The organism is Arthrobacter sp. PM3 (assembly GCF_003352915.1).
Lineage (GTDB): Bacteria > Actinomycetota > Actinomycetes > Actinomycetales > Micrococcaceae > Arthrobacter.
This window is the reverse complement of record NZ_CP022314.1, coordinates 3,193,777-3,210,612: the sequence shown is the minus strand read 5'-3', so window position 1 is coordinate 3,210,612 and position 16,836 is coordinate 3,193,777. Positions and strand designations below refer to the sequence as shown.

Sequence of the window (16,836 nt, the reverse complement as noted above, 5' to 3'; positions counted from 1 at the left end):
CCGACCGGGACCGTGACCAGGTTCGGGACCGTCTGCCCGGCGGAGAAGTTCAGGTTCGAGGCATTCGGCCGGGCCTTGCCGGAGGCGTAGGCGGTGATGAAGCCCAGGGACTTCGGCTGGGTCACCGTCAGGTTGAACACCACGGCGGCGACCGAGGCGGGAATGCCGTTGGCCCCGGCGACCTGGAAGGACACCGCGGAATCGGCACGGACGGCGGCGCTGTTGCGGGTGTCCAGCAGCCTGGCCGGCTGCAGGCTCTTGAACGCGCCCGCCGTCGCCGGTGTGCCGGTGACGTAATAGCCGGTGACGTCCGCGATCAGCTGTGAGGACCCCGAGGACCTGTTGAACAGCGCGACCTTCCCGTCAGCGCCGACCGGGACCGTCACCAGGTTCGGCACCGTCTGCCCGGCAGAGAAGTTCAGGTTCGAGGCGTTGGGCCGGGCCGTGCCGGAGGCATAGGCCGTGATGAACCCGAGGGACCGCGGCTGGGTCACTGTGAGGTTGAAGACGACCGCGGACACCTTGGCCGGGATCCCGTTGACCCCGGCGACCTGGAACGACACCGACGAATCGGCGCGCACGGGGGCGCTGTTCCGGGTATCCAGGACCCGGGTGGGAGCGATCGGGGTGAACGTGCCCGGGCGTTGCGGAGCTGACTGCCCGGCCTTCCCTGCCTTGATGACGACATCATCGATATAGCTGTCGCCGGCCTGCCGCCGGTGTTCGGCGCCCAGCTGCACCCGAGTGACGGAGGAGAAGCCGGTGCCGACCTTCGTGCTGGAGTAGACCTGCCGGTCCTCGTACCACACTTCGACCGTCGAAGACCCGCCGTTGGCCACCACGTGCACCACGATGTGATGCCACGAGCCCAGCGGCACGTTCGGTGCGAGCGTCTGGTAGGAGAACTGCCCGGACTGGGTGGGCGAGGTCACCCGCAATACGAGGTCTCCGCTGCCGTTGTTGCGGAAGACGTCCAGCATCCGGGTGCTGCCGTTGAAGAACCGGAAATACGGAACATCGTTGCCGGTGACGCCGGCCTTGGTGATGTTGAACCAGCCGTCCGTGTACACCTCGCTGCTGCCGGACGGAAGCGGTGCCGAGAAATTGGCCAGGGAGCCGGCGTCGGTGGTGACATGCAAGTGCGCCGAGCAGCGCCCGGCGTGCCGCTGCGCTGAGGAGACGTCCGCGGTGCCGGTCCCGGCGGTGTCGGGCGGGTCAAAGCCTTCACCGGTGATGCTGCCCGACTCGAAGTTGGCCGCGATCACTGTCTTGCCCGGGAACTGGTTGGTTGGCTGCGGCGCGCCCGGCTGGCACGTCGCGGCCGAAGCCGGACCCGCGCCGACGGTAAGCCCCGCCAGAACCACAACATTCAGCACCACAACATTCAGCGCGGCCATGACGCCGGCCCGCAGCAGTGTTTTCATTGATCTACCCGCCCAGCCAAGGTTCTCAATCCGGGTGCATCACCCGCCTGCGATAATCCGTGCAGACTACCCGGCGGGACCTTGGGGAAATCTGGGCGAGGTGTCCGGAACGCAGAAAACCCCGCCATTCCTTGTCAGGAATGGCGGGGTTTTTACTGTTGGTCGGGCTGACAGGATTTGAACCTGCGACCCCTTGACCCCCAGTCAAGTGCGCTACCAAGCTGCGCTACAGCCCGCTGGTTCCGCCGTTCTCCGCTGGGAATGGGCCCCGGATATCCTCCAGGATTTCTTCCAAGCAGTCCGGCCGAACCACCTTGAAAAGCTTACACGATCCCGGAGGGTGCCTGTGACAATTTCACACTGTCAGGCCCAGGTGTGTCGGAATTAACGTTTCTTGCCCCGCTTTTCGCGCACACGCATGTTGACTTCGATCGGCGTGCCCTCGAAACCGAAGGTCTCGCGGAGGCGGCGGGTGATGAAACGGCGGTAGCCGGGGTCCAGGAAGCCGGTGGTGAAGAGCACGAACTTCGGCGGCCGGCTTGAGGCCTGGGTGCCGAAGAGGATGCGGGGCTGCTTGCCGCCACGGACCGGGTGCGGGTGCGCTGCGACGAGCTCGCCCAGGAACGCGTTGAGGCGTCCGGTGGGGATGCGCTTGTCCCAGTTTTCCAGGGCCAGGTCCAGGGCCGGGACGAGCCGGTCCTTGTGCCAGCCGGTCTTGGCCGAAATGTTGACCCGCGGGGCCCATGACACGTGGGCCAGGTCCTGCTCGATTTCGCGTTCGAGGTAGCGGCGGCGTTCGTCGTCGAGGAGGTCCCACTTGTTGAAGGCCAGTACCAGGGCGCGGCCGGATTCGATGGCGAGCTGCAGGATGCGCACGTCCTGCTCGCTGAGCACTTCATCCACGGCCAGGAGCACGACGGCGACCTCGGCCTTTTCGAGCGCGCTCTGCGTCCGCAGGGAGGCGTAGAAGTCGGCCCCCTGGGCCATGTGCTGGCGGCGGCGGATGCCGGCGGTGTCCACGAAACGCCAGGTGCGTCCGCCGAGTTCGATGAATTCGTCAACGGGGTCACGGGTGGTGCCGGCGGTGTTGTCCACCACCACACGCTCGGATCCGGCGAGCTTGTTCAGCAGCGACGATTTTCCGACGTTCGGACGGCCGATCAGCGCGACGCGGCGGGGTCCGCCGGAGCGCTCGAGGCCCTCGATCGTGGAGAACTCGGGGAGGGTGTCCATGACGTGGTCCAGGAGGTCGGCCACACCGCGGCCGTGCAGGGCCGAGACCGGGTAGGGTTCGCCGAAGCCCAGGCCCCACAGGGCTGCGGAGTCGGCTTCCTGCGCGAAGTCGTCCACCTTGTTGGCCACCATGATGACCGGCTTCCTGGACTTGCGCAGCATCTTCATGACGCCTTCGTCGGTGGCGGTTGCGCCCACGGCGGAGTCGACGACGAACAGGACGGCGTCGGCGAGTTCCACGGCCATCTCAGCCTGCTCGGCGACGCGGGCGTGGATGCCGCGGGCATCGTGTTCCCAGCCGCCGGTGTCCACCACCGTGAAGTTGCGGCCGTTCCAGTGGGCCGAGTACATGACGCGGTCGCGGGTGACGCCGGGGGTGTCCTCGACCACGGCCTCGCGGCGGCCCAGGATCCTGTTGACCAGGGTGGATTTGCCGACGTTGGGCCGGCCGATGATGGCCAGGACCGGATCGAGTTTGACCGGACCGTCAAAGTCCTCGTCGTCGAAATGGCCGCTCAGCAGGGCGGCATCGTCCTCATCCAGCTCGTAGTCGTCCAGGCCGGCCCGGAGGGACGCGGCACGGAGCTCGGCCTCCTCGTCGTCCAGGGCGGCAAGGTGCTCAGCCACCTGGTCGGTGCCGGTGGGCGTGTATTCGTCTTCGCCGGCGCCGAAGTTGCCGGAGGTTTGAGTCGTATCGCTCATTGCACTTTCCTTAGGTGGTGATCTGCCGGCGTCCCGGCTACTGCAACAGGTCGTTCGTGCGGGGATTCCGCGTGGGGCAGGGGCTGCCCGGTTCTTTGGATCGAGTCCTGGACGTGGCGGGCCAGTGCGGCCCGTATTTCGGTCCCGGCCCTGTCCATTGAAACACGGCCGGTCTCGCCGGGCCTGCGGCTGACGTTGATGGCCCCGCCGAAGCTGACGTGCAGCCGGCGGCGCGGTGCGGGAACACTGTCCAGGTGTTCCCCGCCGGTCCTTGTGCCCAGGATGGCCACCGGGACCACCGTGGCGCCGGAGTTGAGGGCCAGCCAGGCGACGCCGTTGTTGATCGCGGCTGCCGCACCGCTCCCCCGTGTGCCTTCGGGCAGGATCCCGACGCAGCGTCCGGCCTCGAGCAGGCTCCGTGCGGCCGTCAGGGCAGCCCGGCCGCCGCGCCGGTCCACTGGAAGCTGGCCTGAGGCCGTGAGCACCCGGCCGAGGAACCCGGTGAACATCTCCTGCTTCACCAGGATGTGCATGGGCCGGGGCGACGCGCCGAACATGACCGGGCCGTCCAGGAAGCTGATGTGGTTGCCGGCGAAGATCACGGGCCCGGTTGCCGGGACGTTGGACCGCCCGGTCACGGACGTACGGTAGGCGACGTGGTCCAGGAGCCAGCCGACGGGCCGGCTCCACGTCGTCGTCCAGCGGCCGGGCACGGAAATCTGCGCTGCCGCCTGCGTTCCCGCCTGCAGGTCAGTCACCGTCGACGGCCCGGTGCCGAGCGCTGCTTTGCTTCACAGTATTTTGCTTGACAGCGTAGTTGATCACGGTGTCCACAATGTCGAGGGCGGCCTGCACCGTTTCGTCGAAGTCCAGGTCCGAGGAATCGAGGGTGACGACGCCGTCGGCGGCCGTGGTGAAGTTCACCACGGTGGAATCCTTCGCGTCCCGGTGAATGACCTGTGCTGCCAGCTGCTCGGCGTTCTGGCTGCCGCCGAGCTGGATCCCGCGGCGGCGCAGCCGGGCTTCCTCGCTGGCGGTGAGCAGCATCCGGACTTCCGCGTGGGGCGCGACCACGGTGGTGATGTCCCGGCCCTCCACCACCATGCGGCGGTGGTGCTTTTCGATCAGTTCGCGCTGCCGGCGGATCAGTTCCGTGCGTGCCCCCAGGGTGGTGGCGACGGCGCTGACGGCTGCGGAGATGGCCGGCTCGCGGATCGCGAGCGTCACATCCTTTCCGTCGACGCGCACGTAGTCTTCCCGCGGGCTCGTGCTCAGCTCCAGCGGCAGGGCCTCGGACGCGGCCTCGACCGCGGCGCCGTCGTTCAGGTCCGTTCCGTTCTCCAGGCAGAACCAGGTCAGGGCACGGTACATCGCGCCGGTGTCCAGATACGCCAGTTTGAGCCGGCGGGCCACCTCTTTGCTGACGCTCGACTTACCGGATCCGGACGGGCCGTCGATGGCGACCACCAGGCTTTTCCCGGGCCGGATCACGTCCACTGTCTCAATGAGTTCCTGGGTCATTACTGGAGTACCCGCCATCCACGGTCGTTAAGGGCTTCTATCAGGAGGTCGTGCTTGTTGGGCAGAACGGATATTTCCACCATGCCCACGTTTTGTCCCGAGGAGTGGTCAAGGCGCAGGTCTTCGAGGTTGACACCGATCTCGCCGATCTCGGTCAGGAGCTTGGCGATCTGCCCCGGGGTGTCATCCACCAGGACCGTCAGCCACGAGTACGCCTGCGGGGGCCCGCCGTGCTTGCCCGGGATCCGGGACTGCCCGGCGTTGCCTTCGCTGATCAGCTGGGCGAGATCGAGCCGGGCGCCGGGGGCGGTCGGCGCTTCCAGCGTTCCGATCAGCCGGTTGAGGTCCTCGCGGACCCCGTGCAGGATGTCGACCACCTTGTCCGCGTTCGCACCCAGGATCTGGACCCAGAGCGTGGGATCGCTCGCGGCGATCCGGGTGACGTCCCGCAGGCCGTTGCCGGCCAGGGACAGCGCGTGCAGGGGGGTTCCTTGGAGGCGGCTGGCCACGAGTGAGGACATCACCTGCGGCAGGTGGGACACCAGTGCCACGGCTTCGTCGTGTTCCGCGGCGTCGAATTCGGACACGACGGCGCCAAGGTCCCCGGCCAGCGCCCGCGCCACCTGCAGCGACTCCGGCAGGGTCTCCGCCGCCGGGCACACGACCCAGGGCATGGAGGTGAACAGTTCGCCCCGGGCGGCAACGGGACCGGACTTTTCGCGTCCGGCCATCGGGTGGGTGCCGACGTAGCGGCCGAGGTCGGCGCCGCGGCTGCGGAGCTCGGCGAGGATCCCCGCCTTGACGCTTGCGATGTCCACCACGACGGCCTGCGGGTAGTCCTGCAGCGCTTTGGCGACGACGTCGGCCGTGACGTCCGGCGGCGCGGCCACCACGACGAGCTCCGGCTGCTCCCCGTCAAGGCGCGCCAAGGGCAGCCCGGCGCCGATGTCGACGGCGACCGCCTGATTGGTGGGCGAGGGATCGGACAGGAACACGGCAACTCCCCGGCCCCGCAGTCCCAGCCCGATGCTGGTACCCAGGAGCCCGGAGCCCACGACGACCACCGGGCCGTTGAGGTGCCCGCGCCCGTGCATGCGAAAGGCGGACATGCCTACAGCCCCACGGACGCCAGCAGGTGGCCGACTTCCTGCTTGCCGAGGTTGCGGATGCTGCCCTGGCGCTGGTCGCCCAGGCCGATCGGGCCCACCTTGACGCGGACCAGGCGCAGCACCGGAAAGCCGACGGCGTCGAACAGGCGCCGGACGATCCGGTTCTTGCCCGAGTGCAGCACGACCTCGATCAGCACGTGCCCGGGGGTCGAGTCCACGAGCCGGAAGGAGTCCACCGAGGCGATGCCGTCCTCGAGTTCGACGCCGGCTTTGAGCTGGGCGCCAACGCCCTGCGGGAAGGGACCGCGGACCTGGACAAGGTAGGTCTTGGGCACTTCGTAGGAGGGGTGGGTCAGGCGGTTGGCGAGCTCGCCGTCGTTCGTCAGGAGCAGCAGCCCCTCGGTGGCGACGTCGAGCCGGCCGACGTGGAAGAGGCGTTCGCCGTGGTGGTGGCGGACGAAGTCGCTGATGCACGGCCGGCCGTCGGGGTCCTCCATGGTGGAAACGACGCCCTTGGGCTTGTTGAAGACCATGTAGACCATGTTCTCGTCCAGCTGGATGCGCAGGCCGTCGACGTGGATCACGGCGGTCTTCGGGTCGACACGCATGCCGAGCTCGGTGACGACGTGGCCGTCAACCTCGACGCGGCCCTCGGCGATCATTTCCTCGCAGACGCGGCGCGAGGCGACGCCGGCGGAGGCCATGACCTTCTGCAGGCGGATGCCGTCGACGTCGTGCAGTTCAGACTGCGGCACTTCGCGGCGTGGTCCACGGTTGCGGGCGGGCTTGCGCACGGGGCCGAGGTTCTTGCCGAAGCGTTCGCTGCCGAACGCGCGGGGACCGGCCGGTTTGGCGCCGGTGCGCGGCTTGGGCTTGACCGCGCCGGGCGTGCCGGGCTCTTTGCCGAAGCCGGGCTTCCGGGCCGCTGGCTTCCGGCTCGGGCCCTTGGCGGGGCCGTCGGCCTTCCAGCCGCCTGAGGCAGGCCGGGGCGCCGGGCCGCCGTGCAGGTCCGGATCGATGAATGCTTCTTCGCGGGGCTTGGGGCGCTTGAACGCGCGGTCAGCGCCGCTCTTGGGAAAGTCACGGCCTCCCTTGCCGCCGGCCCCGCGCGGGGCGCCGCCCTGGCCGGGCCTGCCCAGTACTGACTTGCCTTGCGCTGTCTTGCCTTGCGCTGTCTTGCCCTGTGCTGCATTGCCGTGAGCGGCGTTGCCGCCTGCTGCGCTGCTGCGCCCGGCGCTGTTACGTGGTGAACCCTGGCGTCCCGCCTGTGTCATGACCCGTCCTTTTGTTTCGTGCGCAGGCGTTGTGCCTGCCCTGATACTGCCTACATTCTTCCAGCGTCGTAAAACTCCTCGATGCCTTCCAGTCCTGGAAGGTGGGGGGAAAGCTGCGGCAATTCAGCCACAGAGCCAATTCCCATCCGCTCGAGGAAATACGATGTCGTGCGGTACAGGATGGCCCCGGATTCGGGATCCGTTCCCGAGTCCTCGATCAGTCCCCGCTGCGTCAGCGTCCGCACGACGGAGTCAACATTGACTCCTCGAATTGCAGACACCCGCGCCCTTGAAACGGGCTGGCGGTAAGCGATGACGGCGAGCGTTTCGAGCGCCGCCTGCGTCAGCCTGGCTGTTTGTCCTTCGAGCACGAACGCGCCGACGATCTCGGCGAATTCCGGGCGCGAATAGATGCGCCAGCCTCCGGCGATATTCCGCAATTCAAAACCCCGGGGGGCGGTGGTGTTGCCATTGTTGTTGCCAGTGTTGGTGCTGTTGGTGGTGCTGGTCTGGCTGGCGACGTCCGCTTCCGGGGCATTACCAGTATAGCCGTTATACTCCCGCTGCAGATCAGCCAGCAGGGACTCGACGACGTCGACCGTCAGGTTCAGTCCCGCCGCCAGGGCCGTGGCGGTGGCGGGTTCGTCGATGACCATCAGGACCGCTTCGAGTGCCGCCCGGGCACCGCCGGGCAGGCTCGCGACGTCCGGAGCCGCCTCCGGATCAGGGTCCGGCCCGGCCGCTCCGGCTTCGCCGCGCGGCTCTTCAGGAAGTCGTTCGTTCACTGCCGGTCCTCGTATTCTTCACTCAAGTGTTCGCTGCTCCAGTCCTGGGTATCGGCCGTCCAGCGGACCGTCAGGTCGCCCAACGGCAGCAGCTGCTCGAAACCCACGGCACGGTCCCGGAAGAGCTCCAGCAGCGCCAGGAACCGCGCCACGACCACCAGGGTGGATTCGGCGTCGGCGATCAGGGCCCGGAACGTCAGCGGCGTGCCGAGCCGGAGCCGGTGGCCGATCAGTTCGGCCTGCTCCTTCACGCTGACCGGGGCGCCGTGCAAATGGGCGACGCCGACCTCCGTGGGAGCTGCCGCCTTGGGCTTGAGGACTGCTTCGGCCAGGCCGGCGAACTGCTCCGGGGTGTGCCGCCAGAGCAGCTCCGGCAGCAGGGCCGCGAAGTGCCCTTCCAGGGCCACCTGTCGGGGGAACCGCCGGGCCTCGAGCTCAAGGGTGGAGCCGATCATGCCGGCCACCTCTTTGAAGGCCTTGTACTGCAGCAGCCGGGCGAACAGGAGGTCGCGGGCTTCCAGGAGGGCGATGTCATCCTCGTCCTCAACCTCGCCCGCGGGCAGCAGCCGGGCGGCTTTGAGGTCCAGGAGGGTCGCCGCGATGACCAGGAATTCACTGGCCTCGTCCAGGGCCCACTCCTCCCCCAGCTGCTGCAATCCCCGGATGTACTTGATGAACTCGTCGGTGACCGTGGAGAGCGCAACTTCGGTGATGTCCAGCTGATGCTTGGAGATCAGGCCGAGCAGGAGGTCGAACGGGCCGGTGAAGTTGGCAAGCCGCACTTCGAACCCGGGCTTCTTCGCCGGTGACAGCTCCGCCGGCGGGGTGAGCGTCGCCGTCACGGCGCTTAGGGCGCGCCGCCGCGCGAAATGAGCTCCTTGGCCAGGCGGCGGTAGGCGTCGGCGCCGACGTGGTTGCCCGCGTAAGTGGTGATGGGTTCGGCCGCAACGGTGGCGTCGGCAAACTTGATGGAGCGCTTGATGACCGTCTCGAAAACTTTGTCGCCGAACGCCTCCACGAGGCGGGCGATCACCTCGCGCCCGTGCAGGGTCCGGGCGTCGTACATCGTGGCCAGGACGCCGTCGACCTGCAGTCGCGGGTTGAGGCGGTCCTGGACCTTGTCGATCGTTTCGACCAGGAGCGCCACGGCCCGCAGGGCGAAGAATTCGCAGATCAGGGGGATGATGACGCCGTGGGCGGCCGTCAGCGCGTTGACGGTGAGGAGGCCCAGGGAGGGCTGGCAGTCGATCAGCACGACGTCGTAGTCGTCCTCGACTTTCTTCAGCGCCCGGTCCAGGACCTGTTCGCGGGCGACCTCATTGACCAGCTGGACCTCGGCGGCGGAGAGGTCGATGTTGGCGGGCAGCAGGTCCACGTTCTCGACGCCGGTCTTCTGGATGGCGTCGCGGATGTCCACCTTGCGGTCCATCAGTACGTTGTAGACGGTGAGGTCGAGCTCGTGCGGGTTGGTGCCCAGGCCTGCGGACAGGGCACCTTGCGGGTCGAAGTCCACCAGGAGTACCCGGCGGCCGTACTCGGCCAGCGCGGCGGCGAGGTTGATGGTGGACGTGGTCTTACCCACCCCGCCCTTCTGGTTCACCATGGCGATAACCCGCGCAGGACCGTGGGAAGACAGCGGCGCGGGTTCCGGAAAGTCGCGCTGGGGGCGCCCGGTGGGGCCCATGACGGCGTCTTCCAGATCCAGTTCGATGCCTTCCAGAGTTGCTGAACCCCGTTCGCTGCTCACGTATCTATCCACACTTTCGATGACGGTGATGGTGGTGCTTGGTACTGCCGCGCCAGGCTCCGAAGCCGAGCGTGTTTCCTCCCAAGGTTACAGCGCCCGACACGGTAATCCGCGGACCTTGACAATCGCCGCCATGTGAGCCTTGACCTTCGGGTAGAAGTCGAAGGTTCGTGCAGGTCCCGATCCTAGTCCGCATGGAACTGCCCGGACGCTGGTCGGCGTCCGGGCAGTTCGTCGGGGCTGGCGGTTTGGGCCCGGCCGGTCCAGGTGCGGCGGGGCTAGGCGTAGGCCGGGGCCGGCACTGCCGGCTCGGTGTCGGCGTCGGCGCTGGTGCCGTGCCCGGCGAGCATGGTTTCCTCGTTGAACGGTTCGGCGCCGCGGAGGACACGGTCCACCCGTCCGCCGTCGATCTCCTTGACCCATGTGCCGATCAGCACGGTGGCGACGGCGTTGCCGGTGAAGTTGGTCAGGGCGCGTGCCTCGGACATGAAGCGGTCGATCCCGACGATCATGCCCACGCCGCCCAGCAGCTGCGGCGCATGCGCCTGGAGTCCTGCGGCCAGGGTGGCGAGGCCGGCACCGGTCACGCCGGCGGCGCCCTTGGAGGCGATGATCATGAAGACCAGGAGGGACACCTGGGCGCCAAGGTCCAGGGGCGTGCCCATGGCATTGGCAACGAACAGCGCAGCCATGGTCAGGTAGATGGCCGTGCCGTCCAGGTTGAACGAGTACCCGGTGGGAACGGTCACGCCGACGACGGGCTTGGACACGCCGAGGTGTTCCATCTTCGCGATCAGGCGGGGCAGTGCCGCTTCGGAGGACGACGTCGAGAAGATCAGCAGGTATTCGCGGCCCAGGTACTTCATGAGGCGGAAGATGCTGACGCCGGCGACCACCTTGAGCAGGCCGCCGAGGATCACCACGATGAACAGGGCGCAAGTGATGTAGAAAGCGATCATCAGCGTGAACATGCTGAAGATGGCCTGCACGCCGGTGGCGCCCACGACGGCGGCGATCGCACCGAAGGCGCCGACCGGGGCGAGCCACATGATCATGATGAGGATGCGGAACACGAGGGCCTGGCCGTAGCCGACAGCCTTGAGGATCGGGGCGCCCTGGGGTCCCATCTTCTGCAGCGCGAACCCGACCAGGATTGCGGCGAGGAGGGTCGGGAGGACGGGAATGTCGCCCGGAATGATGCCCAGGAGGAAGTCGACGGTGCTGTCGACCGCCGCCTTCTTGTTCGGATCGTAGGGGGCGAGCTTGAGGCCTTCGCCCGGGTGGACCAGGTTGCCCACCACGAGGCCGATCGCCAGGGCAAAGGTGGACATGACCACGAAGTAGCCAAGCGCCAGGCCGCCGACCTTGCCGACCGTGGCGGCCTTGGCGATGGAGCCGATGCCCAGCACGATGGTGCAGAAGATGACGGGGGCGATCATCATCTTGATGAGCTTGATGAAACCGTCACCGAGCGGCTTCAGGGATTTGCCCACTTCGGGAAACAGCAGCCCGACGAGGGCGCCCGCAATGACGGCGACGATGACTGCCATGTACAGGTAGTGGGACTTGTCCAGTCCCTTGCGCTTCTTGGCCGGCGCTGCGGCCGGTGCTGCCGACTCTCCTCGTTGAGAGGCCATCGTGTTCTCCTTGGATAGGCTGGACATTCGTGCGGTTCCTGCTGTGGTCCGCTCGACCGTTCGTGTGTAACCCATCATTGATGACGGGGTGACGCACATCACCCTTGCGTTCATATTGGTCATGGAAGGTGTTGATGATCCACCGCTGGAGCATCGCGCGCAGGCTGTTTGTGGCCCAGTTGCTGTTCATCGTGGCGCTGACCGCGATCGTGGGAACGGCCACGTTCGTCGACGCACGCGACCACGCCTATCTCGAGGCCGGTCGCCGGATGGAAGGCATCGCCACCACGGTGGCGGATGCTCCGTTCGTCCTGCAGGCGGCGAGCGCCGCGGACCCTTCAGCGCTGCTCCAGCCGTATGCGCTGAAGGTCATGAACGATGCCGACGCGGATTTCGTGACGATCATGGCCCCGGACCGGACCCGGTGGACGCACCCGCGCAACGAGGAACTGGGCAAGCCCTATATCGGCTCGATCGAGGAAGCCCTCGGCGGCCGGGTGTTCACGGAAGTCGTGGCCGGCACCCTTGGGCCGTCGGTGCGGACCATCGCCCCGGTCAAGGATGCCGATGGCAAGGTCCGGGCACTGGTGGCCGCGGGTGTGACGGTCGGGACCGTGGATGTGGCGGTCTCCGGCAGGCTGCCGGCGCTGCTGGCCATCTCCCTGGGGCTGCTGGTGGGCGGTTCGGTGGCATCGTGGCTGCTGGGACGTTACCTGCGCCGGGTGACCCGCGGCTGGGGTCCCGAGGAACTGGGCCAGCTTTTTGCCTACTACGAGTCCGTGCTCCATTCGGTGCGCGAGGGCGTGATCCTCATTGACCCCAAGGGCAAGGTGGTCATGTACAACGACCAGGCCGCCGAACTGCTGGGGCTGGCAAAGCAGTCCCCCGACGGCGGTTCGGAACCCGGGCGCCGGGCGGCGCCGTCGCTGGCAGAACTGCCGCTTGCCCCCAGCCTGAAGGAGCTGTTCGAATCCGGGCGGACCGCCCTCGACGAGATCCACCTGACCGGCTCCCGGGTCCTGGTGGTCAACCAGGGCCCGGCGGTGGGCCCGGCGTCGACCGCCTGGCGCCAGCGGCGGGCGGCTGCCAATCCGGTCCACGATGCCCATGCACACGGGGCCCATGTTTACGGGACGGTGGCCACTATCCGGGACCGGACGGAAATCGAGTCCCTGGGCAGCGAACTCGAAACCATGCGCACCCTCTCGGATGCCCTGCGTGCCCAGACCCACGAGCACGCCAACCGGCTCCACACGATCGTGTCCCTGATGGAACTGGGGCGCGCCCCGGAGGCGCTGGACTTCGCCACGAAGGACCTCGAACTCAGCCAGAGCCTTACGGATGACCTGGTCGGCTCCATCGAGGAACCGGTCCTGGGGGCCCTGATCATGGGCAAGGTGGCCGAAGCCCATGAACGCGGCGTCGAGCTGATCCTGAATACGGGCGGCTCCACGGCCGTGACGGGCCTCGCCGTGCAGGACCTCGTGGCCATCCTCGGGAACCTGCTGGACAACGCCATCGACGCCGCGGCCGAGGCACCGCCGCCCAGGCTCGTGGAGCTGTCAGTAGTGAGCGCCGGGGACTCCCTGGAGATCACGGTGGAGGACAGCGGCCCCGGCATCGACCCCGCGGCCGTGGAGGACGTCTTCCGGCACGGCTTCAGCACCAAGACGCCCGGCCCGTTCGGGCGGGGCCTGGGCCTGGCTCTGGTCCGCCAGGCGGTGCACCGGCTGGACGGTACGATGACAATCACCAGCCCCGCCGGAGCACTCTTCCGCGTCACGCTGCCGGTCACGGCACCGCAGGATACACGGCCGCCGGTCACGACAGAGCCGGGCTCAACACCGCCGGCCACAACAGAGGGACAGCCATGAGCGACATCCGGGTGCTCGTCGTCGAGGACGAGCCCATCGCCGCCGCGGCACACGCCGCCTATGTCGAACGGCTCGACGGCTTTGCGCTGGCCGGCTCCGCCCCCGACGGGCAGTCCGCCCTGCGCCTGCTCACGGAGTTCGCAGCGGCCGGCAACCCGGTGGAGCTCGTGCTCCTGGACATGAACCTGCCCGACCTGCACGGCCTGGACATCGCGCGCCGGATGCGGGCGGCCGGGCTCTTCGCGGACATCATCGCCATCACCGCCGTGCGGGAGCTGAATATTGTCCGCAGCGCGGTGGCCACGGGCGTTGTCCAGTACCTGATCAAGCCGTTCACCTACTCCACGTTCGCGGACAAGCTCGCCAGCTACCGGCAGTTCCGGGAACAGCTCGCGGGCTCCGGGGCCGGCAAGCCGGGCGCCGGCGCCTCCCAAAGTGACGTGGACCAGGCGTTTGCGAGCCTCCGGGCCCCCTCCGAAATATCGCTGCCCAAGGGGCTGTCCGTCTCCACGCTGGAATCCGTCCAGGACTTCATCAAGGCCCAGGCCGGGGCGGTCTCGGCGAGCGAGGTCATGGAGGCGCTGGGCATGTCCCGCGTCACCGCGCGGCGCTACCTCGAGTACCTCGCCGATGCCGGAACCGTCACCCGCGCCGCACGCTACGGCACCCCGGGCCGCCCGGAAAACGAATACCGCTGGAACCGGCCGGCGTCGTGAACTGGTCCGGCCTTTCCCGACTGGCAACTTGAGCGAAAAGCCATCAAGCTGGATTGGGGGCATTTGGGGAAAAGCGCAGTCACGCCGCACAGGAAGGACCCACAATGCCGCGACCCAGACGGCAGCTCAGTCCACTGATCCGCACGTTCCTCAAGGCCAGCCCGTCCGCCCACGCGGACGCCGGAGGACCAGGCCCGTTCCGGCCGGCCGTGCCGGCCGCCGGGCGGGAAGAGGCGCCCGTCCTCGGCGATGGCCACGTTTACGTGATGAAACACGGGAGGGAGTACCACACGCAGTGGTGCCAAACCGTTGCCGACAAATGGGAGCACGCCCCCAGGGGATTGCGCGTGAGCCTGTTGGCAGATGTCGGCGCCCGGACCCGATGCCGCAAATGCGACCGGATCTTCGACGCAGCCAGGGCTCCATCAGCCCAGGTGAACGCCGCACAACCGCACCCCGTTCCGGCACCCCTGCCCCCTGACCCGGTCATCCCGCTTACAGTGGTCGGCGCCGCCCACGGAGTCCTCTTCCTCGCGGCCGGCCCCGACTACCAGGAACTCCTTCAGGAGACCGCCGTGGAACCGGCGACCCCGCTGCTCGTGGACGGGAGGCGGGACGGCATGGTGTTGCGGGTGGACGCCGCCCGTGAGGAACCACTCCTGGTTGTCCAACTGGACCCCCGGGCGACGCTCCGGGACGTCCCCTACCAGACACGGCTGCGTCATCCACTGCAGCGGTCCGCGACCAAACCCTATGCCGTGGAGTCCGTGGAACCGGCACCCCGGACCTAGCGGACGGCCCCGCTATTCCGTGGTGGCCGGGCGCAGGGTGCCCACCAGCCGGTCGATTACACCGGCGTCCTCGATCGTGGACGGGACCACGTAGTTCTCGCCATCGGCGATCTGGCGCATGGTCTTGCGCAGGATCTTTCCCGAACGCGTCTTGGGCAACGCCTCCACCACAGTGACGTGCTTGAAGTCCGCCACGGCGCCGATGTCCCGCCGGACCAGGGCGACGAGGTCCTTGACCAGCACCTCCTCCGGGATGTCCACCCCGGACTTCAGCACCACATAACCGCTGGGGCGCTGGCCCTTGAGCGGGTCGGCGAGGCCGATCACGGCGCATTCGGCGACGGCCGGGTGCTGGCCGATCACCTGCTCCATGGCGCCGGTGGAGAGCCGGTGCCCGGCAACGTTGATGATGTCGTCGGTCCGGCCCATGACAAACAGGTAGCCGTCGCCGTCCCGGTAGCCCGAGTCGCCCGTGGCGTAGTACCCCTCGAAGGCCTGCAGGTAGGACGAAATGTAGCGGTCGTCGTTGCGCCAGAGCGTGGCCAGGGTGCCCGGCGGCAGCGGCAGCTTCAAAACGATGTTGCCCTCCGTGCCGGCCTCGACGTCCTCGCCCGCGCCGTCCACAATGTTGAGCCGGAAGCCGGGCATCGGCACACTGGGCGAGCCGGCCTTGATCGGGAGCTGCTCCAGGCCGCGGGGGTTGGCGCAGATAGCCCAGCCCGTCTCGGTCTGCCACCAGTGGTCCACCACCGGCACGCGGAGGACTCTGGAGGCCCAGTGGAAAGTGTCGGTGTCCAGCCGCTCACCGGCGGCGAACAGGGTCCGCAGGCTCGACGTGTCGTAACGTTCGAGCAGCTGCGCCTCGGGGTCGGCTTTGCGGATGGCCCGCAACGCGGTCGGCGCCGTGAATAGCACGTTGACCTTGTGGTCCTGGATCACCCGCCAGAACGCGCCGGCGTCGGGGGTTCCCACCGGTTTTCCCTCGTACAGCACCGTGGTGGCCCCGGCCAGCAGCGGCCCGTACACGATGTAGGAATGCCCCACCACCCAGCCGACGTCCGAGGCGGTCCACATGACGTCGCCGGGTCCGACGTCGTAGATGTTCTCCATGGTCCAGCTCAGGGCCACGGCGTGGCCGCCGTTGTCCCGCACCACGCCTTTGGGAGTACCGGTGGTGCCCGAGGTGTAGAGGATGTACAGCGGATCGGTGGCCCGGACGTCCACCGGCGCGGCAGGCTCGGCTGAGGCCATCTCCGAGTCCCAGTCAAGCCAGCCGGGGTGGTCGGCCACCGAGCCGGCGAAGCCTTCCCTGGCCTTGACGAGCACCGGGGTGTCGGGGACGCCGGCGATGCCCAGCGCCTCGGCGACGGCGGGCAGGTAGTCGATCCGGCGCGACGGCTCGATGCCGCCCGACGCCGTCACTACCGCGGCGGGGGCCGCGTCCCGGATGCGGGCTGCGAGCTCCTTGGGCGCGAACCCGCCGAAGACCACCGAGTGCACGGCGCCAAGCCGGGCCGTTGCCAGCATCGCAATGGCTGCTTCGGGGATCATCGGCATGTAGATCACTACCCGGTCCCCCTTCCCGACGCCGCGGCGCCGGAGGACGCCGGCGAACCGGGCCACGAGCTCCGTGAGTTCGGCGTAGCTGTACCGCCTTTGCGTGCCGAGCATGGCGGAGTCGTAGATCAGCGCGTCCTCGGCGCCCCTGCCCTCGGCGACGTGCCGGTCGAGGGCGTTGTAGGACGTATTCAGGACGCCGTCGGTAAACCAGTCATAGAGCGGTGCCCGGCCCGAGTCGAGGGCTGTCAGGGGCGGGGCGGACCAGGAGATTGCGCGGCTGGCATCCAGCCAGAAGTCGGCGGGGTGCTCCACGCTGCGTGCGTAGGCGTCCCGGTAGCTCTTGGTGCCCATGGCATTCATCCTGTCCACGACGGTGTGATGCAGCCCATGGTAGTCCGCGGCAAGGCGGACCCACAAGAGTCATGTATACAGAAACAGCTGATACTGACGGCAATATCGCATA

Annotated in this window: 14 protein-coding genes and 1 tRNA gene; 3 read left to right on the top strand and 12 right to left on the bottom strand. The window is 68.0% G+C overall.

Annotated elements, in window-relative coordinates:
- The 11 genes from CFN17_RS14655 to CFN17_RS14605 form a co-directional block, all read right to left on the bottom strand.
- On the bottom strand, positions 1-1,424 hold a 1,424-nt coding region (locus CFN17_RS14655), incomplete at its 3' end, for a hypothetical protein (protein ID WP_208748491.1).
- A 159-nt stretch (positions 1,425-1,583) separates the two neighbouring features.
- A tRNA-Pro gene (locus tag CFN17_RS14650) sits at positions 1,584-1,660 on the bottom strand.
- Between the two features lie 148 nt (positions 1,661-1,808).
- Positions 1,809-3,359, bottom strand: coding sequence for a ribosome biogenesis GTPase Der (der, locus tag CFN17_RS14645; protein ID WP_208748490.1), 1,551 nt, complete (start codon positions 3,357-3,359; stop codon positions 1,809-1,811).
- Positions 3,356-4,072, bottom strand: coding sequence for a 1-acyl-sn-glycerol-3-phosphate acyltransferase (locus CFN17_RS14640; RefSeq protein WP_208751516.1), 717 nt, complete (start codon positions 4,070-4,072; stop codon positions 3,356-3,358). The genes der and CFN17_RS14640 overlap by 4 nt, the downstream gene beginning before the upstream one ends.
- A gap of 37 nt (positions 4,073-4,109) precedes the next feature.
- Positions 4,110-4,880, bottom strand: a complete 771-nt coding sequence (gene cmk / locus CFN17_RS14635) for a (d)CMP kinase (protein ID WP_261792212.1) — start codon at positions 4,878-4,880, stop codon at positions 4,110-4,112.
- On the bottom strand, positions 4,880-5,989 hold the full coding sequence (locus CFN17_RS14630) for a prephenate dehydrogenase (protein ID WP_208748489.1): 1,110 nt from the start codon (positions 5,987-5,989) through the stop codon (positions 4,880-4,882). Before CFN17_RS14630 ends, cmk begins: the two co-directional genes overlap by 1 nt.
- A gap of 2 nt (positions 5,990-5,991) precedes the next feature.
- On the bottom strand, positions 5,992-7,263 hold the full coding sequence (locus tag CFN17_RS14625; RefSeq protein WP_208748488.1) for a pseudouridine synthase: 1,272 nt from the start codon (positions 7,261-7,263) through the stop codon (positions 5,992-5,994).
- Positions 7,264-7,313: 50 nt separating this feature from the next.
- The gene (locus CFN17_RS14620; RefSeq protein ID WP_261792473.1) at positions 7,314-7,919 is read right to left on the bottom strand and encodes an SMC-Scp complex subunit ScpB; all 606 of its coding nucleotides are present in this window, start codon (positions 7,917-7,919) and stop codon (positions 7,314-7,316) included.
- A gap of 125 nt (positions 7,920-8,044) precedes the next feature.
- On the bottom strand, positions 8,045-8,890 hold the full coding sequence (locus CFN17_RS14615; RefSeq protein ID WP_208748487.1) for a ScpA family protein: 846 nt from the start codon (positions 8,888-8,890) through the stop codon (positions 8,045-8,047).
- Positions 8,891-8,895: 5 nt separating this feature from the next.
- Positions 8,896-9,795: a ParA family protein gene (locus CFN17_RS14610; RefSeq protein ID WP_208748486.1), complete on the bottom strand. Its 900-nt coding sequence runs from the start codon at positions 9,793-9,795 to the stop codon at positions 8,896-8,898.
- A 278-nt stretch (positions 9,796-10,073) separates the two neighbouring features.
- Positions 10,074-11,432, bottom strand: coding sequence for a cation:dicarboxylate symporter family transporter (locus CFN17_RS14605; protein ID WP_208748485.1), 1,359 nt, complete (start codon positions 11,430-11,432; stop codon positions 10,074-10,076).
- Positions 11,433-11,566: 134 nt separating this feature from the next.
- On the opposite strand from CFN17_RS14605, the gene CFN17_RS14600 reads away from it, so the two are divergent.
- The 3 genes from CFN17_RS14600 (at position 11,567) to CFN17_RS14590 (ending at position 14,813) form a co-directional block, all read left to right on the top strand.
- Complete coding sequence (locus CFN17_RS14600) at positions 11,567-13,306, top strand: sensor histidine kinase (RefSeq protein ID WP_208748484.1); 1,740 nt, start codon at positions 11,567-11,569, stop codon at positions 13,304-13,306.
- A complete protein-coding gene (locus tag CFN17_RS14595) occupies positions 13,303-14,022 on the top strand; it encodes a response regulator (RefSeq protein ID WP_208748483.1) in 720 nt (239 codons plus the stop codon). Before CFN17_RS14600 ends, CFN17_RS14595 begins: the two co-directional genes overlap by 4 nt.
- A 347-nt stretch (positions 14,023-14,369) precedes the next feature.
- Positions 14,370-14,813, top strand: a complete 444-nt coding sequence (locus tag CFN17_RS14590; protein WP_208748482.1) for a hypothetical protein — start codon at positions 14,370-14,372, stop codon at positions 14,811-14,813.
- Between the two features lie 12 nt (positions 14,814-14,825).
- Here CFN17_RS14590 and CFN17_RS14585 read toward each other — a convergent pair whose 3' ends face one another.
- Entirely contained in the window at positions 14,826-16,724 is a 1,899-nt protein-coding gene (locus CFN17_RS14585; RefSeq protein WP_208748481.1) for an AMP-binding protein, read from the bottom strand.
- Positions 16,725-16,836: the final 112 nt, after the last annotated feature.

Coding starts and splice junctions, on each gene's coding strand:
- der (WP_208748490.1), bottom strand. CDS start 3,359: ATGAGCGATACGACTCAAACCTCCGGCAACTTCGGCGCCGGCGAAGAC.
- cmk (WP_261792212.1), bottom strand. CDS start 4,880: ATGACCCAGGAACTCATTGAGACAGTGGACGTGATCCGGCCCGGGAAA.
- CFN17_RS14630 (WP_208748489.1), bottom strand. CDS start 5,989: ATGTCCGCCTTTCGCATGCACGGGCGCGGGCACCTCAACGGCCCGGTG.
- CFN17_RS14625 (WP_208748488.1), bottom strand. CDS start 7,263: ATGACACAGGCGGGACGCCAGGGTTCACCACGTAACAGCGCCGGGCGC.
- CFN17_RS14620 (WP_261792473.1), bottom strand. CDS start 7,919: ATGGTCATCGACGAACCCGCCACCGCCACGGCCCTGGCGGCGGGACTG.
- CFN17_RS14605 (WP_208748485.1), bottom strand. CDS start 11,432: ATGGCCTCTCAACGAGGAGAGTCGGCAGCACCGGCCGCAGCGCCGGCC.
- CFN17_RS14600 (WP_208748484.1), top strand. CDS start 11,567: ATGATCCACCGCTGGAGCATCGCGCGCAGGCTGTTTGTGGCCCAGTTG.
- CFN17_RS14595 (WP_208748483.1), top strand. CDS start 13,303: ATGAGCGACATCCGGGTGCTCGTCGTCGAGGACGAGCCCATCGCCGCC.
- CFN17_RS14585 (WP_208748481.1), bottom strand. CDS start 16,724: ATGGGCACCAAGAGCTACCGGGACGCCTACGCACGCAGCGTGGAGCAC.